General features: G+C 42.6%; 13 protein-coding genes. 6 read left to right on the forward strand and 7 right to left on the reverse strand.

The features are described from left to right. Window positions 1–32: 32 nt before the first annotated feature. Together NEE14_RS13405 and NEE14_RS13410 are read right to left on the reverse strand one after the other, a co-directional pair. A complete protein-coding gene (locus NEE14_RS13405; protein WP_251966927.1) occupies window positions 33–1,739 on the reverse strand; it encodes a RagB/SusD family nutrient uptake outer membrane protein in 1,707 nt (568 codons plus the stop codon). Between the two features lie 19 nt (window positions 1,740–1,758). Further along, window positions 1,759–4,827, reverse strand: a complete 3,069-nt coding sequence (locus NEE14_RS13410; protein WP_251966926.1) for a SusC/RagA family TonB-linked outer membrane protein — start codon at window positions 4,825–4,827, stop codon at window positions 1,759–1,761. A 1,391-nt stretch (window positions 4,828–6,218) separates the two neighbouring features. Between NEE14_RS13410 and NEE14_RS13415 the strand changes: the two genes are divergently transcribed. After that, window positions 6,219–9,362 carry a DUF6383 domain-containing protein gene (locus NEE14_RS13415; RefSeq protein ID WP_251966925.1) on the forward strand — a complete coding sequence of 1,048 codons (3,144 nt, stop codon included), beginning with the start codon at window positions 6,219–6,221 and terminating at the stop codon, window positions 9,360–9,362. 241 nt (window positions 9,363–9,603) lie between these two features. Here the strand turns inward: NEE14_RS13415 and NEE14_RS13420 are convergent, their stop codons facing one another. Continuing rightward, window positions 9,604–10,299, reverse strand: coding sequence for an SIR2 family NAD-dependent protein deacylase (locus NEE14_RS13420; protein WP_251966924.1), 696 nt, complete (start codon window positions 10,297–10,299; stop codon window positions 9,604–9,606). 296 nt (window positions 10,300–10,595) lie between these two features. On the opposite strand from NEE14_RS13420, the gene rpsA reads away from it, so the two are divergent. Both rpsA and NEE14_RS13430 read left to right on the forward strand, forming a co-directional pair. After that, entirely contained in the window at window positions 10,596–12,380 is a 1,785-nt protein-coding gene (gene rpsA, locus NEE14_RS13425; protein ID WP_251966923.1) for a 30S ribosomal protein S1, read from the forward strand. A 127-nt stretch (window positions 12,381–12,507) separates the two neighbouring features. Beyond that, complete coding sequence (locus tag NEE14_RS13430) at window positions 12,508–13,158, forward strand: HAD family hydrolase (RefSeq protein ID WP_251966922.1); 651 nt, start codon at window positions 12,508–12,510, stop codon at window positions 13,156–13,158. A gap of 73 nt (window positions 13,159–13,231) precedes the next feature. Here NEE14_RS13430 and NEE14_RS13435 read toward each other — a convergent pair whose 3' ends face one another. Together NEE14_RS13435 and NEE14_RS13440 are read right to left on the reverse strand one after the other, a co-directional pair. Further along, complete coding sequence (locus NEE14_RS13435) at window positions 13,232–14,887, reverse strand: IS1182 family transposase (protein ID WP_338578715.1); 1,656 nt, start codon at window positions 14,885–14,887, stop codon at window positions 13,232–13,234. A gap of 129 nt (window positions 14,888–15,016) precedes the next feature. Then, on the reverse strand, window positions 15,017–17,068 hold the full coding sequence (locus NEE14_RS13440; protein WP_422394658.1) for an alpha-L-fucosidase: 2,052 nt from the start codon (window positions 17,066–17,068) through the stop codon (window positions 15,017–15,019). A gap of 473 nt (window positions 17,069–17,541) precedes the next feature. Here NEE14_RS13440 and NEE14_RS13445 point away from each other — a divergent pair, with 473 nt between their 5' ends. The 3 genes from NEE14_RS13445 (at window position 17,542) to NEE14_RS13455 (ending at window position 23,159) form a co-directional block, all read left to right on the forward strand. Next, entirely contained in the window at window positions 17,542–20,757 is a 3,216-nt protein-coding gene (locus tag NEE14_RS13445; RefSeq protein ID WP_251967165.1) for a S41 family peptidase, read from the forward strand. Window positions 20,758–20,880: 123 nt separating this feature from the next. Continuing rightward, window positions 20,881–21,756: an Rpn family recombination-promoting nuclease/putative transposase gene (locus NEE14_RS13450; protein WP_251967166.1), complete on the forward strand. Its 876-nt coding sequence runs from the start codon at window positions 20,881–20,883 to the stop codon at window positions 21,754–21,756. A 320-nt stretch (window positions 21,757–22,076) separates the two neighbouring features. Then, window positions 22,077–23,159 (forward strand): linear amide C-N hydrolase, encoded by a 1,083-nt coding sequence (locus tag NEE14_RS13455; RefSeq protein ID WP_251967167.1) that lies wholly within the window; start codon window positions 22,077–22,079, stop codon window positions 23,157–23,159. 106 nt (window positions 23,160–23,265) lie between these two features. Here NEE14_RS13455 and NEE14_RS13460 read toward each other — a convergent pair whose 3' ends face one another. Together NEE14_RS13460 and nhaC are read right to left on the reverse strand one after the other, a co-directional pair. Beyond that, entirely contained in the window at window positions 23,266–24,462 is a 1,197-nt protein-coding gene (locus tag NEE14_RS13460) for a dicarboxylate/amino acid:cation symporter (RefSeq protein ID WP_251967168.1), read from the reverse strand. Further along, a complete protein-coding gene (gene nhaC / locus NEE14_RS13465; protein WP_251967169.1) occupies window positions 24,443–25,900 on the reverse strand; it encodes a Na+/H+ antiporter NhaC in 1,458 nt (485 codons plus the stop codon). The genes NEE14_RS13460 and nhaC overlap by 20 nt, the downstream gene beginning before the upstream one ends. Between the last annotated feature and the right edge of the window lie 192 nt (window positions 25,901–26,092).

A 26,092-nucleotide genomic window follows, 5' to 3' on the forward strand; every position in this document is an offset into this window, starting at 1 on the left:
TCTTCTCTATAATATCCTTTGTTGGCTATAAATTAATAACCAGGATTTTGTTCCAATAATGGGTTCGCACTGATGCTTGAGTAGTGAAGCGGATAACGATTGTACTTCGTATCGTTAGTAGCTTTATGATCCCACCAGTCTTCAGTAACATAAGCACCCCAGCGGATTAAGTCGGTACGACGGCGACCTTCACGGATGAATTCCTGCATCCATTCTTTCAACATACGGTATTTATCCAAATTAGCAGCTGTTACAGGATCCGGATCATTACCGTCTTCAAAGTTACGTTTACGAATAGAGTTGATGATATCAGCAGCACCTTGTTTGTCACCTAAACGCATTTTGCATTCAGCTAGTGTGTAATAGATTTCAGCTAAACGAATGAAAGGACAGTCTGGATTGAAACGTTCTTTGTATTCGTCTTGGTTAGGCAGCGGGCTGAATTTCAAAACACGTACACCTGAGTTCTCTTCTGCATCAGCAATAGTAGAAGGCATTTCTGCATAGCTGTTGTAATCAACACCCAAGCGGCTTAGAGGAGCTATCTGGTCAACTACATTCAGTACTTCTCCTTTGTATTCACGACCTCCTAAGCATTGATAGTTGGGGAAGTCTGGATTCTGAAGCCTTCCGACAATGAACATTCCACGATATTTTTTACCTCCTTCATAAACATATAGTTGTTTACGAAGGTCTTTGTCGTTGAATGTTTCATACGGATTACCTACTTTGAAATTATACAAATTACCTTCCGGATCACGGCTTGGGTTCAAGCATAAACCATTATTTCCACCAGCATCCTGCAGACCACCTAAGTACTGATAGAAGTTATAAGGTAAAGTAAAAGCAGTCAGACCACCATCAGTTTCACCTTTTGCATTTTCACTCGGAACTGTCCAGATGATTTCCGGGCATGTCTCGTTGCCCCAACCAAAAATTTCAGTGAAGTTGTTGGCTAATGCATATTCTCCATATTTACCATCAATGATATCCTGGCATAATTGAGCAGTCTCCTCATACATGGGTTTACCGATGAATGCTTCTGCATTGAAGTATAGACGTACTTTCAAGGCAGCTGCAACAGCCTGATGGATAATGTTTGTCTCTTGTTCTCCCAGGACAGTTTTTACTGGCAAGTTGGGAAGAGAGACATTAAGCAAAGAGTCAACATAGTTGAATGTTTCCACATCAGTTGAACGGCCTTTCACGTCTTCTTTCGTTGATGTGTATAGTGGCATACCTCCGAACATGTCAAGTCCGTCTAAGTAGAAACAAGCTACCAATACATTCAGCTGATTTAACATGGAGGTTCTGTCTTCTTCTGTCAAACCAACCTTTTCGAAGTCAACAAGTTCCAGGTCTTCCTTTGCACTCCAAGCCTGGGCTGCTCCCATAGTAATCAGGTCCCAGCCATCTTTAATCGGTGACAAGTCATCTGTAAAATGATGATGATGCAAGTTCTGATAAACGGCACCGTCAAACCAGTCATTACCTCTCGTAGGAACGCACATTTCGTCTGTTCCTAATTCAGTTAAACGAATACGTGTATCGTTATGGGCTACCCACCAGCGCCAGTGAGTAAACGGACGATTGAATCGTGACCAAACGGCATCGGAGTTTGTATAATAAGTATCAGGCACAACTTGCGAATAGAATGTCGGATCTACATCACATGAGGTAGCCAACAGTAAACAAGAAACTCCTGCCAACAAACAATTTTTTATGTTATTAATTTTCATGTCAATTTAAGATGTTTAATTAAAATGAAACTTGGATACCTAATGTATATGTGCGGACGATTGGGTTGCAATCCCAAACCTTATCTACACCGTTAGCCCAACCAGTAATATCAACTTCAGGATTGTATCCAGAATAACCGGTAATTGTAGCTACGTTACCAACTGTTCCGTAGATACGCAGACGATCAGCCCATTTCGTATACTGCTTTAAGGACAAAGAGTAACCTAAAGTAATCGCGTCGATTTTCAGGAATGAACCATCTTCCAAGAAGTAATCACACAGCTGTTTTACACCGCGGATCTTATTGTAACGTTCATCTTCCAAAGCAGGCTTCCACAAATTCCATTGACCTGCACCATTTTGTCCTTGAATACCTAAGTACATCGGGAATGAATTGTAAACATCAAATCCGATCCAGCTTCGCATGTTGATACCTAAGTCGAAGTTCTTATAGCGGAATGTGTTGTTCCAACCCATAAGTACTTTAGGCAGGTAGTTGCCGATGTATTGTTTATCGTTATCAGTTTTTTCAGATGCAGGGATTACATCTCCTTCTTTGTTATACAACAGGAAGTTTCCATCATCATCAAATCCGGCAAATTTCCAAATGTAGAAGGCTCCGATTTCCGCACCGTCCTGAATACGTGATGCTTCACCAGGCCATCCTGGTTCATCAAAAGTATTACCATTAATATAAGTACCGTCACCCCACATTGAAAGGATCTTTCCGGAGTTGTGGCTTAAATTCAGATTAGAAGTCCATGTGAAGTCTTTCGTCTGGATGATATCTCCTCCTACTTCAAATTCCCAACCTTTACTTTCCATTTCACCAATGTTTTGCCATTGTGTTCCATTTGGGTAAGGTGGCTGAGGAACATTTACATTATACAACATACCGTTGATCTTACGGCGATAGTAATCGAATTTTCCATATAAACGGTTGTTGAAGAACGCATAATCCAAACCGATGTTCCATTCAGCTTTTTCCTCCCATCCTAACCCGGGGTTAACATTAGAAGTAGGTCCATATGTATATGCCCAGTTACCATTTGGCAGCATCCAGTAAGCATCAGAACTCAAGGTGTTTGCCATATAGGATGCATCAAAGTCGTTATTACCAGTTACACCATAACCCAAACGCAGTTTCAAATCAGTTACCCAGTCAAAGTCTTTCATGAATTCTTCAGCTGAAATACGCCAACCTCCAGACAATGCCCAGAAGTTACCCCAGCGATTTTCAGCGGCAAACTTGGATGACCCTTCATGACGGATAGTAGCTGATACCATATATTTGTCATTGTATGAGTAATTTGCACGAGCATACAAGGCAAACAAACGTTCTGTAATGTCTTTAGCTGACGACATGGCTGCTTTACCATCTGTCAAGTAAGAACCTTTACCTATATCCCAGAACTTCACGCCTTCTACTTGGAAGTTATAGTTGGTCATGTTGAAGTTTTCACCATTTGTTTCAAAGAATGAGTATCCGGCTACTGCATTCAGGTTGTGTCCACCTTTGAATTCTTTTACATAGGTAAAGTAACCTTCTGATGTCAGATTTTCTGTTTTGTCAAATCCTAAATAAGCACGACCTGTACGGTTATTGGTTACTTCGGTACGGTGATAACGTGAATCGAATTCATGTAATTCCCACTGGCGGTTTTCATATCCCAATGTCTGGGTATAGCTTAAACCTTCAATAGGCTTGATGTTCAATTTCATGGTTACTTCAGGTTTGAACCATTTGTCCAGACCTTCATACGTATTCAGCATACGGTCTGCCACAATGTTGTAGTCCAATGTTTCACCAGTCCATACATTGTATCCACTTTCACTTTCAGGGTCATACGGAGAACGTGTCGGATTGTTATAAAGCGCCTGTTTAAAGTTAGGCTTCTTGTCCTCGTCTGAACCGTCTGATGTTCTGGCTGTTTGACGATAATCAACAATTGGTCTGATTTCCAACCAGCCGTCAAACAGCTTGAAGTTGGCATTCAAACGGCCTCCGTAGTCTTGTCTACCATCTTTAATGGCAATACCCTCATTCGTTTCATAGAAGAACGAAGTATATACCTGGGCATTTTCAGTACCTAATTCGAGTGACAAATGGTGCTTTTGTGAAAAGTTGTCTTTATTCAGCATGGCATCCCACCAGTCTGCATTCTGACCATAATCCACAATGTTTACATCAGTACGTGCCCGATATTCGTCAGCTGTCAACATTTCAGGCTTGTCATAGTTCTGCTTTTTAGAAAGTTCAGTACTATAATTCAGCTTGACTTTGCCATTCGTGTTAGAACCACTTTTTGTTGTGATCAAAATCACACCTGAAGCAGCACGTGTACCGTAGATAGCACCAGCAGAGGCATCTTTCAATACATCAATAGATTTGATATCATCCTGGTTCAATGCGCGAATATCACCACCTGGGAATCCATCAACTACGATCAAAGGTTGCTTACCAGAGTTAATTGATGTCAGACCACGTAACTGGATGGTTGTTCCAGCATTGGTGGCACCATTGTTTGACATGACCAAACCACTGATTTTACCTTGTAAGGATGAAGTGATATCAGAACCTCCTACACCTTTCATCATGTCACTGGCTGCTAATGAAGTAACTGAACTGGTTACTTGTTTCTTTTCCATCGTACCATAACCAACTACAACTACTTCTTCCAATGCCTGTGAGTCTTCAGCCAAAGTAACATTAATGGTCGTTTGATTTCCGACCGGTACTTCTTTTGTTTGATAACCAATGTATGAAATTTCTAAGACGGCATTAGCAGGCACATTGTCTAATATAACTTGACCGTTGAAGTCTGTTACATTACCGTTAGTTGTTCCTTTTACAATTACATTGGCTCCAATTAATTCTCCGGACGCATCCGAAACAATGACTGTCACTGTCTTACCTTGCTGGTTGACTGATTCAACACGTGGTCCTCTGTCGATATTAGACTTATCTGTAGCTCCTAATGCGTGAGCTGAGGCCATGAACAGTAAACCTGTGGTAAGGAAAGCCGCTGCAGGATTAAATAATCCAACTCTTGGCTTTTGTGAGTTTTTCTTACTACATTTTTCCATGTCTTTTCTTTAAAGTTAGATATTTGAAGATTAGCACAAATATTCTTTTACGTATATTAATTATATTGCATGGTATTAGCAGTGCTAAAAATAAATTTAGTCCTGCCAGAACTTCCCATTATATTTTTCATCAAATCTCCATAAACAACTTTATATTCTCTTTTCGTGTAACTGAATATATCAGAAATCCCATAGCTTAGCCAAAAGTTTAAGAGCAAGAATTACAAGTAAATTATTCATCAATAAACATATGAATTCCTTTGATTATTACAAATTACTACTACTTTCAATCGTAATATGGGCCAATAATATTAAAACGATAACAATTACGAGACAAATAATATCATAATGTTAAAAGTGGCATATATTATCCAAGTATAAAAAAAATTCATACCTTTGCCGAAAATTTAATACAGGGAACGAATTAGTTCAATTTTAGAATTAGTTCTGGCAGAACGTTTCGTTTTTTTGTTATATCTGACTAGTCTATAAAACGCCGGCGTATTTTGATGAAAAGGTAGGCGGAAAATAATAAAAAGGTAGGAGGAATTTGAGAAAAGATAGGCATGAATTTTCTATTCATTGATTTGGTCCGTTAATTGGTCTTCCTATACATTATTATATATAGTAATGTTTGTCTGTTTGGAGGAACAGGAATTTGTGTATGTCTATAATGTAAGTTCTGTTATATGAGTGAACAGATTGTTGAGAGTAATGGAGTCATGGTGTTTGACAATTTAATATGAATCTTGTTTTAAAAGGTTTGATAGTAATAGCTTTTGTTTACAAAATGATTTATAATAGTGACTTTGGCTTAGTTTTCCTTCTTTCAACAGTAATTTTACTTTCAAAAAAGACCAATTTTGCAGCATTATATGTCGGAAAATGGCTTGAAATATGAGCATAGACAGTCTTTATGGCTATTATACTGAAAGAATTAGGCGGATTATAAAGTTACTTATACCCAAAAACGATAAGAATAACTCTTTTGGGGATGAGCTTATGCTCTTTAATTTTCTTTCTTGGATTTAAATGATTGGAATTCAGAGGTGGGTGAGTTAAGTTAAAATCAACCTTTATTTACAACATTTATATCTTTTATTTTGGACGAATTTGTCATTCGTTGTCCAAACTGGTGACTTCGTCCTCGCTTTTGAGGGCTGTTGATAAGAAACTGGGATTGTTGATAAGAAAAAGTTCATGATTATTTGCTGGTATGAAAAAAAGATTTACCTTTGCAATACGATCGTGTCGATTAGAATCGTTCATTTATTTTCGACACCGTAAGATTGAATTTCAACGAGTTAATCGGAACGAGTTTTCCAACCGCTTGTGAGTTAATTAAAGAAAGAGATTTATAAACTTTATATTACTAATTAAATTATTTTATTATGAACAAAAAGGTACTTACGCTTATGGCGGGGGTTGCTCTGTTTGGAGCTTCAACTGCTTTCGCTGAAAGCTCGGTATCATCTTTGGTAGAAGGTGCAAACAAAGGCTTGTATCAGTTAATGACGGGTGACAAGTTTTTAGCAATTAATACTAAAGGTGAATTGACCGTTGTTGCTAAGGGTGATCTTACAGCAGACAATGTAGCAAGTACATTGTGGTGCACTAATGTAATTGTTGAAAATCAAGGAAAGGCTCCTATTTATGATTTCGTAAATAAAGGTGCAGAAGCTTTGTTGTCTGTAACGATGGATGACTTTGCAAAAAATGCGACTGTGACTACTAAAAACTCTATTGTTGGTGGTGAAATTGCAGGATGGGCATTCTCTACAACATATGCCAATAAATTAGAAGCAAATAAACCGTTGTATTCTTATTTTACGAACGATTCTGTCGTTGGTTTAGTTGTTGAGGAAGGTAAAGTACGTTTGAAGCAAGCTTTAGCAAGTGCTGTTTCTGCTGCTAATTTTGCGAAATTTACATTGGTTGAAGCTGCAGCCGTAACGCTGAACGCTAATCAGATCAATACAAAATTGGGTATCCAAGCTGCGGATGCAGGCGTACAGTTGACTTTCAACCCGGATAGAAATAATACTTCATTGGAAAATCCATTTAGCGATGTACCTTTTATCGCTAAAGCGGTTTCAGGTGAAGATTTTGTTTATATTACTAAAAAGGCTGATGGTCAATATTTACATGTAGATACGGCTTATACGAATGACAATAGTGAAAAGTTCTTGGCATTCAATTATAAGAAATCACTTTCTTCAGACTTAAAGGATCAAGGTAAATTCTTATTTACTTATTTCCCGACACAAGACTCGTTAGTAATTCAGGTTAAACAAGCTGCTCGTTTGTCTACTACTAATAACACTTGGGAAAAAGCTTTGACTAGTGCAACTCAGATTACTGGTAATTCTACTAAAAAGAATTATGTTACTGTGCAGGATTTAGTTGCAGCTGATGGAACTCGTATTGTAACAATTGCAGATACGAAAGAAACAGATATAGCCTTAGGTTTTACTGGATGTGTTGAGGCTGAAACAGATAAAGTTTCTATAGCGGATGGTCTATATCTGATTCAGAATGCGACTACAGGCAAATATTTAGCCTCTCCTATCCATGTCGATGGTAATGCATCTGAATGGGTAAGCGTTGACGCTGCTGAGCAAAATGTAATGCATATGCCGGCTTATCAATGGGTTGTATTAAAGACTAAGACTTCTGACTATTTCTTGTCTACTTCTCCAGTGAATGTTCAAAACCGTGAATATCCTAGTTTGAAGAATCCTTATGTTAAATCAGATGCTTTAGCAAACGGTAGTGCTTGGCAATTAACACAGGCAGCTGGATCTAAACTGTATTATTGTGCAAAATTATCTTCTGACTCATTGGCAATTACACAGATTACAGACAAAAAGATCTTAGGTGATCAGTATTTGGGATATAAATATCTGTCTAATGATGAATTGATGATTACTAACTATGCGTTCAATTATTTCAATCCGTATACAATGGATAAATATATTGCACAAGTAGTAGGTGACTCAACATTGAATGCTTTGCAGGAAGATCCTACATATTTTGAATTAGTTGCTCAAAATAGTAATAAAGCTGTTAACTACGGTTATACTGTAACTGATGATGTGAAGGCAAGAATCAATGGTTTAGCTCAATTGGTAAGAGCTACATATCAGATCAAGTCTGGAGACAACTATATCGCAGTAGGCAATGAGAATAATTATGTTTTAAGTGATGTATTAACTCCTGCTACATTCTATTTCAAAGAAAATAACGAAACAGAAGACAAGGGGTGTTTCTATGCATTTATTGACAAAGAAATAGCAAATAATCACTTCGTTAATAAGTTAGGTGTAGCTGATCAAAGTCTGAAAGCTTTATTACAGGAGCAGGTTATTGAGGAAGTCAGAACATCAGCTTTTGCTATCGGTTTAGCAGATCAGCCATTATATCGTCGCTTCAACTCAGTAGCATTAGATGGAGCTGTTGAAGGTAGTGAAGATGCTACAAAAGTGTTGAAGTTTAAAGAGCTCTATCGTGGTGAATACTTGATGGATGAAGCTAACGAAAACTTTAAAAATAAAGGGGTAAACTACTTAGGTATTGACAGAGCCGATAAGGCTGTTGCTGGATTGTCATTTAATGTAGATACAGCAGTTTTGAATTTGTCAGCAAGTGGAACAATCAAACCACAGTACTTTGTATATGTAAGCAAAGAAGAAGTAGCATCAGTTCCTGGTACTCCATGTAATGAAGATGGTAATCACGTTGATGCAAACGGCAAGCCAACAGATGCAGCACATTGTGTTCACGCAACACCAGCTAAACCTGGCTTCACAGTAGCTAAGTACTTGGTAAGTTTCGCAGATTCTACTGATACTAAATTGTATAAATTCGGCGAATATACTCGGGTTGGTTTTGTTAAAGGCTTACATATCGGTGATAGTTTGTATTTCTTGACAAATGGCTTTGAAAAGATGGCTGCAGCAGAATTGGATACTGCAACAATCCTTGCAAACTACAAAGCAACTAAGAGTACACAGAATATTATTGACTTAAAGGCTCTTAGAAAGGATGATGCTCATCACAATTACACTTGGTCATTCCGTTACATCAATCCTGAAGCTGCAGCTGCTGAAGAAGAGAGTGCTCGTAGCTTCTTGTTTGAATCAAATACTGAATCAGGTGTTAAGGTTGCTCCTGCAAAAGCAGCATGGTTGAAGAGTCAGAATGGTTGCTTGGTATTATCTGATCCGAAGACTTCTACATTTGAAAATGCTAAGACGGGTGGTGACAATGCTTTGATCTTCAATATTGAAGTTGGTAGCAAAGATGATATGGCTACTTCAAACGAAACAATCGCTGCTGGTAATGTAGTAGTAGCTGGTACAAACGGTGCAGTAGTAGTTAAGGGTGCAGAAGGTAAGTCTGTAATCGTAAGCACAATCCTTGGTAAGGTAGTAGCTAACGACGTATTGACTTCTGACAACGCACAGATCACAGCTCCTGCAGGTGTAGTAGTTGTATCAGTTGATGGCGAAAGCTTCAAAGTGGTTGTTAAATAAACATAGATTTTAAAGGTCGGGAGTGGTATCACTCCCGATACCATAAATTATAATTTTTAAGTTACCACGCGATTGACTTCGGTCTAATCAAGTAACCTGCGAAGGAGAACAAGTGGTTTAGTATTAATAATAGTGTAATAAAAGTCTATCCTTCCCCTCCGCGAGGAACGGAAGGAACCAAAAAAAGAAGGCGGTACTTTTCGGTATCGCCTTTTTTGTATCCTAAGAATTTGTAGGGTATTTACTTCATTTTATCCAGTATTTCCGTCAGTCGTTTCACACCTTCAGACGCTCCGCACTGCAGATGAACAATATCATCCCGATAGGTCCGGACTTCTTTCGGATCAATCAGATAAATTGGTTGCCCGCGGCGGGCATAGTTTAATAATCCAGCTGCAGGATATACATTCAGCGAAGTACCGATAATCACGAAGATATCACAGTCTTCTACCTCTCGAATGGCCGGCTCTATCATCGGAACAGCTTCCCCAAACCAAACAATAAAAGGCCGCAACTGCACACCTTTCGGGTCTTTATCTCCCAAATGTATATCTGGATGAGCAGGATCCAGATCATAGGTTGTTTCCAAGTCGCGTACAGAGCAGGCTTTCATCAGTTCTCCATGTAAATGAATAACCTGTGTACTTCCTGCCCGTTCATGTAAATTATCAATGTTTTGTGTGATGATCCGCACATCAAAGTCTTTTTCCAAAGCAGCTAACCCATAATGTCCGGCATTCGGCTTTGTATTCAATAGTTCACGCCTGCGCTGATTATAAAAGTTCAGAACCAGCTCCGGATCCTTTTGGAAGCCTTCGGGCGTAGCCACATCTTCTACCCGATATTTTTCCCATAATCCATCTGAATCGCGAAAGGTAGAAATGCCACTTTCGGCACTCATTCCGGCACCTGTTAATACCACTAATCTTTTTTTCATGATGATTTGAATTTAGATTGTTATGCAAATTAATCGATTTCTGCCAAATGAACAAATTTCTGGAAAAGAGTTTTAATGCCTGTTCGTTCATATCAGACTAAAGTGTCAGCTGAGAAATGGGCAGGAAATGGGCTAACTTCTTGTCTATTAGTTAAAGAATATGGATTCGCATGCAAATTTAATAATGGATTCGTTGTAAATCAGAAAAAAGCATTACCTTTGCCGCTGATTTTTGAGAGAGGCAACATAAAGTCTAACTTACTAATTAAAACAAACTTAGTATTAACAATTTTAGAATGGAAAATTTGAAGAACATTCAGCCGATCGATAACTTCGATTGGGATGCTCTTGAAAAGGGCGAATCTTACGGAAGCGTAAACAAGGAAGATCTTGTAAAAACTTACGACGAAACCCTGAACACTGTAAAAGACAAAGAAGTGGTTATGGGTACTGTTACTGCAATGAACAAACGTGAAGTTGTAGTAAACATTGGTTTCAAATCTGATGGTGTTGTTCCGATGTCTGAATTCCGTTACAACCCGGATTTGAAGATTGGCGATCAGGTAGAAGTTTATATCGAAAGCCAGGAAGACAAAAAAGGACAATTAATCCTTTCTCACAAAAAAGCTCGTGCTTCTCGTTCTTGGGAACGTGTTAACGAAGCACTGGAAAAAGATGAAATCATCAAGGGTTACATCAAGTGTCGTACGAAGGGCGGTATGATCGTTGACGTATTCGGAATCGAAGCCTTCTTGCCAGGTTCTCAGATTGACGTTAAACCGATCCGCGACTATGATGTATTCGTTGGTAAAACAATGGAATTCAAGATCGTTAAGATCAACCAGGAATTCAAGAACGTGGTTGTTTCTCACAAGGCTCTTATCGAAGCTGAACTGGAACAGCAGAAGAAAGACATCATTTCTAAGCTGGAAAAAGGTCAGGTATTGGAAGGAACTGTCAAGAACATCACTTCTTACGGTGTATTCATCGACTTGGGTGGCGTAGACGGTTTGATCCACATCACAGACTTGTCTTGGGGCCGTGTTTCTCATCCGGAAGAAATCGTTCAGCTGGATCAGAAGATCAACGTGGTTATCCTGGACTTCGACGACGAAAAGAAACGTATTGCTTTAGGTTTGAAGCAGCTGACTCCGCATCCTTGGGATGCTTTGGATCCTAACTTGAAAGTTGGTGACAAAGTTAAAGGTAAAGTTGTCGTTATGGCTGACTACGGAGCATTCATCGAAATCGCTCCGGGCGTAGAAGGTTTGATCCACGTTTCTGAAATGTCTTGGACTCAGCACTTGCGTTCTGCTCAGGACTTCATGAAGGTTGGTGACGAAGTTGAAGCTGTTATCTTGACATTGGATCGTGAAGAACGTAAGATGTCTCTGGGTATCAAGCAGCTGAAACCGGATCCATGGGAAAACATCGAAGAACGCTTCCCGGTTGGATCAAGACACATGGCTAAAGTACGTAACTTCACTAACTTCGGTGTATTCGTAGAAATCGAAGAAGGTGTTGACGGTTTGATCCACATTTCTGACTTGTCTTGGACGAAGAAGATCAAACATCCGTCTGAATTCACTCAGATTGGTGCTGACATCGAAGTTCAGGTTTTGGAAATCGATAAGGAAAACCGCCGCTTGAGCTTAGGTCACAAGCAGCTGGAAGAAAATCCTTGGGATGTATTCGAAACTATCTTCACAGTAGGTTCAATCCACGAAGGTACAATCATCGAAATGTTGGATAAGGGTGCAGTTATTTCTTTGCCTTACGGTGTTGAAGGTTTCGCTACTCCGAAACACTTGGTTAAGGAAGACGGTTCTCAGGCTCAGGTAGACGAAAAGCTGCCGTTCAAGGTAATCGAATTCAACAAGGATGCTAAGAGAATCATCTTGTCTCACAGCCGCGTATTCGAAGACGAACAGAAGAACGCTAAGAAAGAAGCTGCTGCTGAAAAGAAAGCTAAACACAACAAGAAAGAAGAAAACAACGTAGTTACTCCTCAGCTCGAAAAGACTACTTTAGGTGATATTGAAGAGTTGGCTGCTTTGAAAGAAAAACTTTCTGGTAAATAATTGAGTTTATAAGCTATTCAATAGAAAGGCTGGTTTCCCGATTGGGAAGCCGGCCTTTTGTGTATCTTAAACTCTTTACGTATCTTTGTCGCCTTTATATTGTACCGTATAATTAATATCCGATAAAATGAAAAAGTTAGTAATCTTTGACCTGGATGGTACGCTTCTGAATACAATTGCTGATTTGGCGCACAGCACGAACTATGCGTTGGAAAAGAATGGTTTTCCGACTCATCAGTTGGGTGAATATAATTATTTTGTGGGTAACGGCATTAACAAACTGTTCGAGCGTGCTTTGCCTGAAGGCGAAAAGACAGAAGAAAATATCGCTAAGATCCGTCGGGATTTTCTGGCTCATTATGATGTGCATAATGCTGATAACAGCCGACCTTACGAAGGCATTCCGGAACTGCTTCTGGCGTTGCAGGAAAAAGGAGTTCAGATTGCCGTGGCTTCGAACAAATACCAGGCGGCAACTTCGAAGTTGGTTGGTTACTTTTTCCCGAACATCCACTTTACGGCTGTATTGGGCCAGCGGGAAGGCGTAAAGACAAAGCCGGATCCGGGAATTGTGGCTGAAATCAGGGAAAAGGCGCAGGTGGATGCTGCTGATACCTTATATATTGGAGATTCAAATGTGGATATGCAAACGGCTATCAACAGTGGTGTAGATGGTTGTGGAGTGACTTGGGGATTTCGCCCGGCTTCCGAACTCGAATCTTATCATCCGAAGTACATAGCCCAAAAGGCTTCTGATATTTTAGGTATGTTGGAATAAGAAAAAGAGGGTGTGTCGTAATACGCGATTCACCCTCTTTTCTTTATCAACGATAAGAGCGTAGTTAACTTTTTCAGGCAGCGATATTCTGAAGATAATCTCGATTATTTTGTTCCCAATAGCTTAAATGAGCGGTAATAAGGCCGTAAAGGTGTTTAATTGGCCAATTTATACCCTCTTTATTCATCTTGGTACACATCTTTTTTATATTGAAGGCGATGGCCAGGAAGGAAAAGTCCATGAGAACCTTGTCCTTTCCAAAATGACGGAAGCGCTTGTAGTTCATGTTGAATTTTATCTGTCCAAATACAGCTTCCGGTTCTATGCACCTTTGCCCTCTGTGTTTCAGCCCTTCTTCGGAACAGAGAAGTTCCCGGGCTTTCTGTTTGTATATCCAGAGTCGGTGATTCAGTTCTATCGTCCTGTTTCCTTTAGCTTTAAAACACAGACATCTTAACGGACATCCTTCGCATCTGACAGCCCTATACCTGGCATATTCGACTACATATCCGGATTCGGTTTTCGTATGCCTGGTGCCTGCCCTCTGCATCTTTTGTCCCATTGGACAGACACAGTAATCCTGTTCTTCATTGTAGAAAAAGTTTTCGGCTTTAAAAGGATTCGGTTTAAATCTTGGCCGCTGCTCCATGTGGAAATAATTGTATTTGACGTATGCTTCCATCCCGTTTTCCGACATAAAGTGGTAATTCTCTTCTGATCCGTAACCGGAATCAGCAACCACCGTATGAGCCAACTGGCCGTATCTGTCGGCAAAGGACTTCAGGAAGGGAATCATCGTCAAGGTGTCAGTCGGATTCGGGAAAAGAGAATAATCGATAATGAATTGATTTTCCGTAGCAATCTGAAGATTATATCCGGGTTTTGTCTGACCGTTGCGCATGGCATCCTCCTTCATTCTCATAAAGGTGGCCTCTTTGTCTGTCTTGGAATAAGAGTTGCGGTCCTGAAGATTGTCCAGATGGTTATTGTATTCCTGAAGCTTATCTCTATGTGCTTCCAGTTCTTTCAGCTGCCTGCGTTTCTTTCTCAGTGCAGATTTCTGCTCTTTCGTGGATGGTTCTGAAGCCTGTTCAAGGGCATTGCGTAATTCTCCTGCCATTTCTGTCAGCATGGAAGGGGAAAACTCAATTTCCTCGTTGTTTTCCGAAGCTTTTTCCTGAGCGATGACGTCATCTATTTGGCTTAACAAAACACTGATTTTCTTCATCAGTCGTTCACGGTTTCGCTCAACGCTCTTCCGCCATACAAAAGTATATTTGTTGGCCTTGGACTCAATCTTTGTTCCGTCAATATATTCCACATTCAGACTGATGAAACCTTTGGATGAAAGCAGAAGTACGGTTTGGGTAAACACTTCGTTAATTTCCTTCTTCACCCGGTTACGGAAACGGTTGATAGTAATGAAGTCCGGTTTCTCATAACCGGCTAACCATATGTAATGGATATCACGACGAAGATGCTTTTCTATTTTCCGGCAGGAGTATATATTGTTCATATAGGCATACAAGATAACCTTTAGCATCATCTTGGGATGGTAAGGACTACGGCCGTATTCTTTGTATAACTTCCTGAAACCTTCAAGATTCAGGCTTTCAACCAAAGCGTCAACCATGCGTACAGGATCGTTTTCTGCAATATCTTCATCGATTCTTTGCGGAAAAAGTACCGTTTGGTTGGGAGTGTATGGACGAAAATGTATCTTTGTCATATGTGTAAATCTTTATGCTTAAAGATACAAAATCTTTAGGTAATAACAAAGCCCCAGCTTGTGAAAGTCGGGGCTTTGTGCTAAAAAAGAAGGTGTGCTTTTTGACACACCTTCTTTTTTCTTTCTATCTTATTCTGTCAGGACGGAGAATTCTCCGATACCTGTGCTTTTGACATCATCTACGTTGCGTACAGATTCCAGTGTGACTTCCCGCCCTTTTACCGGAGCAAAGCGGATGACTTGTTCGATTGGGTTCGCTTTGATGTTCGAGAACTCTCCGCTTGAAACTAATCTGCCGTCTACATAAAACCGGTAGCTGGAAATATGTCCTTGCGCATCCCGATTCTGATTCGGTGTGTACCGGAAACCGGAAATCGTCTGCGGTTGTGTGAGGCGTACCGTCAATGCCTGTTTTCCCTTGGGCAGATAATAGGTCGTATAACCGTTCCCGTCGAGTATGGCCTTCTCTTTTTCATCCGCTACTTGGTACATTTTTGCCGGAATGTCAAATTCGGCTGTGGTGACCGGACTGTATTTGTCGAAAGTCGCGTCATAGACAATGGCCTTTACCGTAGCTTTCTGATCTAATACAAAAGGCTGGTTGTATAGAGCTGATTCTTTCGTCGGTTCACTTCCGTCGGTCGTATAATAGATCATCGCCGTCGGCTCGCCGGCCTGAATGCTGACTTTATCTTCCGGATTGCGGGTAACAGCCGGTTCAGTCAGCAGAGCAGGTGCCAGATACGCTTCTACATTATTGATACACAACGGTCCTTTTGCGTCCAGGAACGTCACCCGAAGCTTTTCGGCATGAACGGTTTTGAAACGTACAATGCGTTTGTAGCCGACCGTCGTTGTTTCATCCACCGGTTCTACCTCTTTCCATTGGGCATTGTCTTCATATTCAATCTTAAATGCCTTAACACGCTGGCCCAATGGTATATATTCCTGCAATAACAAGCGGTTTACATCCGAGGCAGGAGTCATCGTAAAGGTCAGCGAAGCTTGTGTTACACCGTCTTCCGTTGCCCAGTAAGTATCCCAGTCGTCATCGGTAACCCGGGCCGGAGCATACGTTCTGCCACGTGTATTGCTTGCTTCTACATAGGCACTCTTCAGCAAGTTTGTCTTCAGGTCGTTCTGGATCGTCTGATACCATTCTACGGCACGGATGGAATCGCCTGGAGCAATTTTTCCGTTCAGTGCTACCGGGAAGTTCAGCAGGAAGTTGGTATTATGACCGACACTGCGGTAATACAGATCGACCAGCTTGGCCAACGACTTTACCTGATGGTCTTCGCGGGCATGATAGAACCAACCCGGACGAATGGATACGTCGCATTCACCTCCCAACCATTTGTCGCCGTCTTCCATACCGCGCTGACTGTCGGTATAATGTTTTTCCTTTTCATAGGAATAAGGCGACCATTGCGTAGCGTCTGCCCAGCCTTCTTCGTTCCCGATCCAACGGATATCCGGCACGGTGCCTCCAAAAATCATGGCCTGCGGATGCAGTTCCTTAATAGCCTCGCGGGCTTCCTCATATTTATAATAGGTTTTCGGGTCGATCGAGCGTTTCTCGTTCGCTCCTCCGTACCAGCCGTCGCCGCCGTTGGCTCCGTCAAACCAATATTCGAACAAAGGACCATAATTGCTGATTAGTTCGTGCATCTGGGCATGAAACTTTTCCACATATTCCGGCTGACCGTAGTTATCGCTGTTCCGGTCCCACGGAGAAAGATAAAGCCCAAACTTCAGTCCGTGTTTGCGGCAAGCATCCGAGAGTTCACGTACCATATCGCCTTTCCCGTCTTTCCAAGGCGAGTTCTTGACGGAATATTCCGTCGTAGCCGTAGGCCAGAGGCAGAAGCCATCGTGATGTTTAGCCGTCAGGATCACTCCTTTCAATCCGGCCGCCTTGATGGTGCGTACCCATTGGTCGCAGTCTAAGTCCGTCGGATTAAAGGTCGAAGCTGGTGTGTTTCCGTAGCCCCATTCCAAATCATTGAAAGTATTTAATCCAAAATGAACGAAAGCGTAGGTCTCTAATTTATGCCAGGCGACTTGTTCCGGTGTAGGAACAGGCAAGACAGGCGCAGGTGGAGGAACATTCGTGCAGGCTGAAAGCAACCAGGTGGCCGCACATACGCCCGACATCAGTAAATAATGAGTCGTTTTCATATCAGTTGTGTTTTTTATAGATAATAACTTCAAAGATAATCTTTATCGGGGAATAAAAGCATCTTCCTGTATTTTATTATCATATAACGGTCTTCTTTCTGCTAAAGAAAGGAGCATCTGTTCCGGATATGGTGACCTTGTAATGTAATTGTGCCTGGATTTGAATGTGAAAGTAATGAGCTTTTAATTGTTTGACAGCTGTCAAAAAGCTTTTCGATATATATGGTAAAGCTTTATTACAACTGTGGAAAAGCTTTACGACAACTGTGCTAAAGCTACTTTCTCGTATGATTTATATGACAAACCAACGGGAAATGAATAAGAAAATAGGCAGAACGGTTGTCGGAGGCAGGCGGGGAGAGGTAAAGAAGATAAACTTTGTAGGCTTCGGATAGAGCAAATGTCTTGTGAATGATTATCTTTGTTGATAGGAAAGAATACTATTCCTGAAATACGTATAAATAAGATATGCCATGAATCAGAAATTATTGCTAATTGCTCTATCGGGACTGTCGCTGACGGCCTTGGCGGATGAGGCCCGATTGTTGCGTTTCCCGGCAACGAACGGTGAGGAGATTGTTTTCTCGTATGCCGGCGATTTGTATCAGGTACCTATGAGTGGAGGCGAGGCCCAGCGGCTGACTTCGCATGTTGGGTATGAGATGTTTCCCCGTTTCTCGCCGGATGGAAAGACAATTGCCTTTACCGGCCAGTATGATGGAAATACCGAAGTGTTTACAATTCCCGTCAATGGCGGAGAACCTCTGCGGGTAACGTACACGGCTACGAATAGCCGTGATGACTTGGGCGACCGTATGGGACCGAATAATATCGTGATGACGTGGACGCCCGACGGCAAACAGATTGTGTATCGCAACCGGATTGGCGAAAGCTTTACCGGGAAGTTATATACCGTCAATCAGGAAGGCGGACTGCCGGAGGTGATTCCTTTGCCCGAAGGTGGCTTCTGCAGTTATTCGCCCGACGGGAAGCGGCTGGCTTATAACCGGGTGATGCGTGAATTCCGTACCTGGAAATATTATAAAGGTGGAATGGCGGATGATGTCTGGATTTATGATCCGGCTCAGAAGAAGGTGGAGAATATTACCAACAATGAGGCACAGGATATTTTCCCGATGTGGATTGGCGATGAAATCTATTTCCTTTCAGACCGCGACCGCACGATGAATCTGTTTGTTTATAATACGAAGACGAAAGGAACCAAAAAGGTTACGAACTTTACGGAGTATGATATCAAATTCCCTTCTTGCCACGGCGATTGGATTGTCTTTGAGAATGGTGGTTATATCTATAAGCTGAAAGCCGGAAATAACCAGCCGGAGAAAGTAAATATCCGTTTGGCTTCCGACAATATCTATGCGCGTCAGGCCATTAAGAATGGTGTTGATTACCTGACTGCTGCCAGTCTTTCACCCAATGGCGAACGGATGGCGGTCACGACTCGTGGGGAAGTGTTTAACATCCCGGTTGAAAAAGGGGTCAGCAAGAATATCACCCGTACGCCCGGAGCGCACGAACGGGAAGCACAATGGTCGCCCGACGGGAAATATATCGCCTTTATCTCCGACCGGACCGGCGAGACAGAGCTTTATTTACAGGAAGATGGTTTGGGAAAAGAGCCGGTTCAGCTGACAAAGAACAATGATACGTATATCCGGACGTTTAGTTGGAGTCCGGATGCCAAGAAGCTGGTTTATACCGATCGGCAGAACCGGATCTGTCTGTTGGACGTCGCTTCCAAGCAGAAGAAGGTCTTGTTGCAGGATCCGCTGGGCGAACCGCGGCAGGTCTCTTTTTCTCCGGACAGTAAGTGGCTGACTTATACCCGTACTTCGGAGAATGATTTTTCGATTGTCTATGTCTATAACCTCGAAACCCAGAAGGAATATGCGATAACCGATCAGTGGTATTCGTCCAGTTCACCGGTTTTCAGTACGGATGGCAAGTATCTGATCTTCTCGTCTGCCCGCGATTTCAATCCGACTTACGGACAAACGGAATGGAATCATGTTTATACCCGGATGAACGGGGTTTACCTGGCACTGCTCCGTCAGGACACGCCTTCCCCTTTCTTGGAAGAAGACGATGAGGTGAGCGTACAGAATGCTGAAAGTCCAAAAGAAGAAACGCCGAAAGAAGATACGTCGGTCCGCATCGACATCGACGGTATCGCCGACCGTATCGTGAAGCTTCCGCTTTCTCCTTCGTATTACGCGCACTTTTATTCAGACGGGAATAAAGTCTATTATTATACCTCTGGCGGCACCAAGGCGTACGATCTGAAAACAAAGAAAGAAGAAACCATTGCCGAAGGAGCCATCATGTATGTTAATCCCGGCAGTTCCAAAGCGATGTTTTCACGCGCTAAAACATTGTATGTCACACCTTCGATTCCTTCCGGAAAAGCCGATTTAAGCAAGGCGGTGAATCTTTCGAATATGAAGATAACGGTGGATTATCCGCAGGAATGGGCACAGATCTTCGACGAAGCCTGGCGGGCTTATCGGGATGGTTTCTATTTGCCGAACATGCACGGAATGGACTGGAAGGCGATCAAGCAGAAATATGCCGTTCTGTTGCCATACGTAAAGACGCGTCTCGATCTGAATTACATCATCGGTGAGATGATTGGCGAGCTGGAATGCGGTCATGCCTATGTCAATCCGGGTGAAATGGAAAGGCCTGAACGCCTGAATACCGGTATGTTGGGCGCGGAAATATCCCGTGATCCGAGTGGTTTCTTCAAGCTGGAAAAGATTCTGGAAGGAGCCAACTGGAACAAGAAGCTGCGTTCTCCGCTGACTGAGCCGGGCATCGAGGCGAAAGCCGGCGAATACATCGTTGCCATCGACGGTGTTCCTACCAACAGCGTGAAGAATATGTATCAGTTGTTAGTGGGGAAAGCCGATGTTCCGACCGAACTGATGCTGAACAGCAAGCCGCAATTGGCAGGAGCGCATAAAGTGGTGATTACGCCGTTGGCGGAAGAATATTCACTGTATCATTATAACTGGGTACAGAATAACCTGAAGAAAGTAACGGAAGCTACGCAAGGTCGTGTCGGATATATTTACATTCCGGATATGGGACCGGAAGGATTGAACGAGTTTGCCCGTTACTTCTATCCGCAACTCGATAAGGAAGGTCTGATTATCGACGACCGTGCCAACGGTGGCGGAAATGTTTCTCCGATGATTCTGGAACGCCTGGCCCGTGAACCTTATCGTCTGACGATGCGTCGGGGCTCAAAACTGATAGGAACCGTGCCCGATGCCGTGCAAGTCGGACCGAAAGTCTGCCTGATCAACAAATATTCGGCTTCCGATGGTGATTTATTCCCGTGGGGTTTCCGTGCCCTGAAGTTAGGAAAGCTGATCGGAACCCGTACTTGGGGTGGAATCGTCGGTATCAGTGGTTCGTTGCCTTATATGGATGGAACCGACATCCGTGTTCCGTTCTTCACCAGCTATGATCCAAAGACTGGCGACTGGATTATCGAGAACCACGGAGTAGATCCGGATATTGTAGTCGATAATGATCCGATTTGCGAATGGAACGGCGAAGACCAGCAGTTGGATCGTGCCATTCAGGAAGTCATGAGCCAGTTGAAAGACCGGAAACCGCTTCCGGATGTTCCGGCTCCGCGTAACTGGGCACCGAAGAAATAAGGCGCCGTTTAATTGAAAGTTGAAAATGGAGAATGATAGACCAACTTTCATTCTCCATTTTCAATTTAATGACTTATCTTTGTCTATCCCGCTATTGGGGCAAAACATCAAAAGACCTTTTCTATGAGAAAGAGCGTATTTATCAATCCGTTTGTGGATCGGGGGTTTAAAATCTTGTTTGGACAGGAATCGAGCAAGGAACTGTTAATCGAGTTAATCAATGATTTGTTAGAAGGCGAGCACCATGTAGAAGACCTTTCTTATATGGATAAGGAAGATCCGAGTGAGACAACTGACGGCCGGGGTGTTATCTTTGACTTACTGTGTAAGGACCGGGACGGAACGATTTTCATCGTCGAACTCCAAAATGCCCGTCAGGATTATTTTTATGAGCGAGCATTGTATTATCTTTGCCGTATGATCGCCTCACAAGGAAAGAAAGGTGAATCTTGGAAGTTTAAACTCGTACCGGTTTATGGAATATTCCTGCTGAACTTCAAGTCGGGCGAGACGGATAAAGTCCGAACTGATCTGGTGATAGCCGACCGTGAAACCGGCGAACAGAAAGGGCGTAACTTCCGAGAAATCTTTATCGAGTTTCCGTTGTTCAACAAAACGGAATCAGAATGTGAAACCGCTATGGATTACTGGTTATATAATTTAAAACATATGGAACAGTTGGAACATTTATCATTCAAAGGTCAGAAAGCCTTGTTTAACCGCTTGGAAGAGTTGGCACGTATCGCCAATATGAACAAGAAGGAACGGGCAGAATATGAGGCTGCCCTAAAAATATACCGGGATAATGAAAATGTTATGGACTATGCTGTTACAACGGCAAGGAGAGAAGGGAAAGAAGAAGGCCGAAAAGAAGGAATAGCAATTGGTGAAGAGAGAGGCGTACTTAAAACTGCTCGTCTGATGAAACAGAATGGTATTTCTTTTGAACAAATCAAATTATGTACAGGCCTGACCGACGAGGAAATCAGGAACCTATAAAATCAATTGTTTTTTTGCTCTTTTGCATCAAGGCAAAAGAATGTAGATGATCTTTCACACCCTTCACAGAAAATGACAGAATATGAGATGAATAAGTGTGTGTGAAGGGTATAAAAATAAATCTGATATGGAGAAGTATATATAAGATACTGTCAAAAAAGATGAAATCCCTGTCGTTCGTTTGGGCGGCGGGGATTTTTTATTATCCCTGCGTTTGTAGCCGTTGGCACAACCATTTGTCGTTTCCGATTGTTATATAATAAAGTTTGGATACTCGTATTCAAAGAGATAAACAATGAACACATAAACAAATAGTATATATGAAGAATCTGATTACAACAGTAGCAGCATTGGCAACCCTTGCTTTTACTTATCAACCGGCCGATGCCTGCACTGGAATCACACTAACCGCTAAGGATGGAACCCGCATTCTTTCCCGTACCATTGAATGGGGCGGAAGCGAATTGAACAGCCAGTATGTGGTTGTTCCACGAGGCTATCAGCAACAATCTTATATTCCCGGAGGAAAGGTAGACGGTTTACGTTTTACGGCCCGTTATGGTTATGTCGGATTGGCTGTCGAGCAGAAAGAGTTTGTGGCAGAAGGATTGAACGAGGCGGGTTTGTCTGCCGGCTTGTTCTATTTCCCCCGTTATGGAAAATATGAAGACTATCAGGAAGCTAACCGCACAAGTAGTATTGCCGACCTGCAACTGGTGTCGTGGATATTGGCTAATTTCTCTACGGTAGAAGAAGTAAAGGCCGGCATGAAAGATATTCATGTCATCGCGATTGACCCGCGGGCTTCAACGGTACACTGGCGGATTGAAGATCTTTCCGGTAAGCAGGTGGTCATCGAGATAGTAGATGGAAAGGTAAACTTCTATGACAATCCGTTAGGCGTCCTGACGAACTCTCCCGGCTTTGAATGGCAAATGACAAACCTCAATAACTATGTCAATCTCTTTCCCGGCTCAGCTAATGCCCAGCAGTTCGGAGATGTCCAACTGACTTCGTTTGGTGCCGGCAGCGGCTTCTTGGGAATACCGGGCGATGTAACGCCTCCGTCCCGTTTCGTTCGTGCGGCTTTCTACCAGACAACTACACCCCAGAAAGAAACCGCTACGGAAACGGTATTGCAATGCTTCCAGATTATGAACAACTTCGATATACCAGTGGGCGTTGAATTTCCCAAAGGTCAGGTTCCGGTAGATATACCCAGTGCAACCCAATGGACATCAGCTACCGACGTGGCTAATCGGAAGATTTATTTCCGGACGATGTATAACAGTGCGATTCGTTGCATCGACCTGAAACAGATTGATTTTGGAAAGACCCAATACCAGGCTGTTCTGCTGGATGAAGTAAAACAACAGCCGATTGTGCCGGTCGACATCCATTGATTGGATGAAGGCCATTGCACCACAAAGGCATCGGAACGCCGCTGGTTATCCTCTATAGGAATAATCATGCAGCGCTTCGGTGCCTTTCTTTTCAATCATTCTTGCCTTAAAAAGTATCTTGGGAAACTTCTTTCTCTACTGTTTTTCCGGCAATCTTATCTACTAAAATAGCGATGGCTCCGTCGCCAGTCACATTGCAAGCCGTACCAAAACTATCCATGGCAATGTAAAGCGCAATCATCAGGGCTTGCAGCGTCTCATTGAAACCGAGCATGCTTTGCAGTAATCCCAAAGCAGCCATGATCGCTCCGCCCGGAACGCCAGGAGCCGCAACCATGGTAATTCCCAACATCAGAATAAAGCCTGCAAAAGAGGTCAAGGTGATGGGTTCGCCCGACATCAGTAAGATCGCCATGGCGCAGGCAACAATCTTCATCGTGCTTCCGGCCAGATGGATGGTTGCACAAAGCGGAATCACGAAGATGGCAATATTCTGCCGGACTCCGTTCTTAATGGCTTGAGCCAATGTTACCGGAATGGTGGCAGCCGAAGATTGCGTGCCTAAAGCCGTAGCATAGGCAGGAAGCATATTCCGCAATAAGCGTAACGGATTCTTATGGCTGACCGAACCCGCCAGACTAAACTGCATCAGCAGCAGCAATACGTGAAGAACAAAGATCACTAAAATCACTTTCAGGAACATGGCGATAATACCTGCCACTTGTCCGCTTACGGTCATATTGAGGAAGATACCGAAGATATGCAGGGGAAGAAGCGGAATAATCACGGCTTCTATCAGCATGGTGATGATTTCCTTGAAATCAGTAAATCCGTCTTTCAGGGCAGTTCCTTCGATGTATGATAATCCGAGGCCGATAGTAAAAGAAAGCAACAGGGCCGTCATTACGTCCATCAATGGCGGCATTGCTACGACAAAGTAGGGAGTCAGCATGAAATCTCCCGGGTTTTCAACAGCCGCCAGTTCTGTATTTGCCGGAAGAATGGAAGGAAATATAGCTTCGCAGCTGAAGAAAGTGAAGAAACCGGAAAAGATGGTTGAACCGTATGCCAACAGCGCCGTAATCGCCAGTAATTTACCGGCTCCTTTTCCTAATTCACCTATGGCTGGAGTGACCAGACCTAAGATGATTAACGGGATGGCAAACGACAGGAAATTACCGAATAATGAATTGAAAGTGACGAAAATACGCACTATACTGTTGGGTAGAAACTGCCCGAACAGAATGCCGGCAGCAATGGCAATAACTACTTTTCCGAGTAGACTAATCTTGAACTTCTTCATGGTGCTTCTTAATTTTGAAGCCCAAGATAGCAATAATTATGCTCATAAGCGGACTAATCAAATTAAAAAAGCAATATGGAAGGTATGTTAATGTTGGTACACTTAATATAGTGGCTTGCGTCATACCGCAGGTATTCCACGGAATCAAGACGGATGTTACAGTCACGGCGTCTTCGGTTGTGCGGCTCAGCAGGCGACTTTCGTATCCTTTCTTCCGATAGATTTCCTTGAACATATTTCCTGTCAGGATGATGGATATGTACTGATCGGCTGTACAGATATTCAGTGTCAGGCCCGAAAATACGGTCGACGCTACCATGCCGGCACGACGTTTCATAAAGTGCATAAAGACCGACGTAATTGTTTCCAGCATGCCGCTGGCTGTCATGGCTCCACCAAAGCACATGGCGCATATTATTAACCAGATGGTATTCATCATGCCTGCCATGCCACGTGTTGAGACTAAGGAATTCAACATCTCGTTTCCTGTTTCCAGTTGTGTCGATCCGTACAATGTTATGAATGCGCCTTTGAACATAGAGGCAGCATTGATACTTTCAGCTCCGGCGATCTGCTGTAACAGGTTGGGTTGGAACAACAGGGCAAAGACGGCTGCTAGCAGTGCAGATATAAATAGAGTAATGAGCAGAGCGACTCGCTTAGCAATCAGTATGCCGGTAACTACCGGTACAATCATCAGGACTGCAGAAATGTGGAAAGTATCCTTTAATGACGCCGCAAAGCTCATAGCCTGGCTGGCGTTGGCATGATCAAAGGTAAATCCGGCTACAGTAAAGATGATCAGTGTGATCAGCATGGTCGGTACCGTTGTGTACATCATATAACGGATATGGGTGAAGAGCGGCGTATTCGTTGTCGATGAGGCCAAGACCGTCGTATCTGAAAGCGGAGAAATCTTATCCCCGAAGTAAGCTCCCGAGATGATGGCTCCCGCTGTCCATCCGGTTGAGAAACCTAAGGCCTCACCGATACCCATCAAAGCAACGCCGATGGTCGCAATGGTTGTCCACGAGCTACCTGTCATTACCGAGACGATGGCACAGATGATACAGCTTGATGCCAGAAAGAATGTCGGACTCAATACCTGCATGCCGTAATAAATTAATGTAGGTACTACGCCGCTGATCATCCAGCTGCCTGAAAGCGCGCCAATTAGTAATAAGATTAATAAGGCCGTTGCTATACCTAAAATATTGGTGCAGATAGCTTCTTCTATCTTTTTCCATTTGACGCGGCAAAAGCCCATGGCTAAAGCAGAACAGCAAGCTGTTGTAAGTAAAAGTACAACCTGGCTTCCGCCGCTCAAAGCATCACTTCCGAAAATATGAATTGTAAAGAAAAGAAGGACTACCATGACCACAATCGGTATCAATGACAGTACGAGTGACGGGCGTTTAGCCGAGTTTGTTATTTCCATCCGTTTTTGTTTGTTTGAAATCTGTGTATGAATCTGTTTTTTGTTTCAGGGCGCAAAATTAATAAGAATCAAGCAAATAAAAAAGAAAGTGGTTTGGCAGAAGGACTATTTTAGTGGCTTAAAGAATAGTGAAGAACGTTATTAAATTCAAAACTCTCGAGAATTGAAACTGATTTTAACGAGAACCGTTTT

The sequence above is a fragment of the Parabacteroides sp. AD58 genome (assembly GCF_023744375.2).
Taxonomy (GTDB): domain Bacteria; phylum Bacteroidota; class Bacteroidia; order Bacteroidales; family Tannerellaceae; genus Parabacteroides; species Parabacteroides absconsus.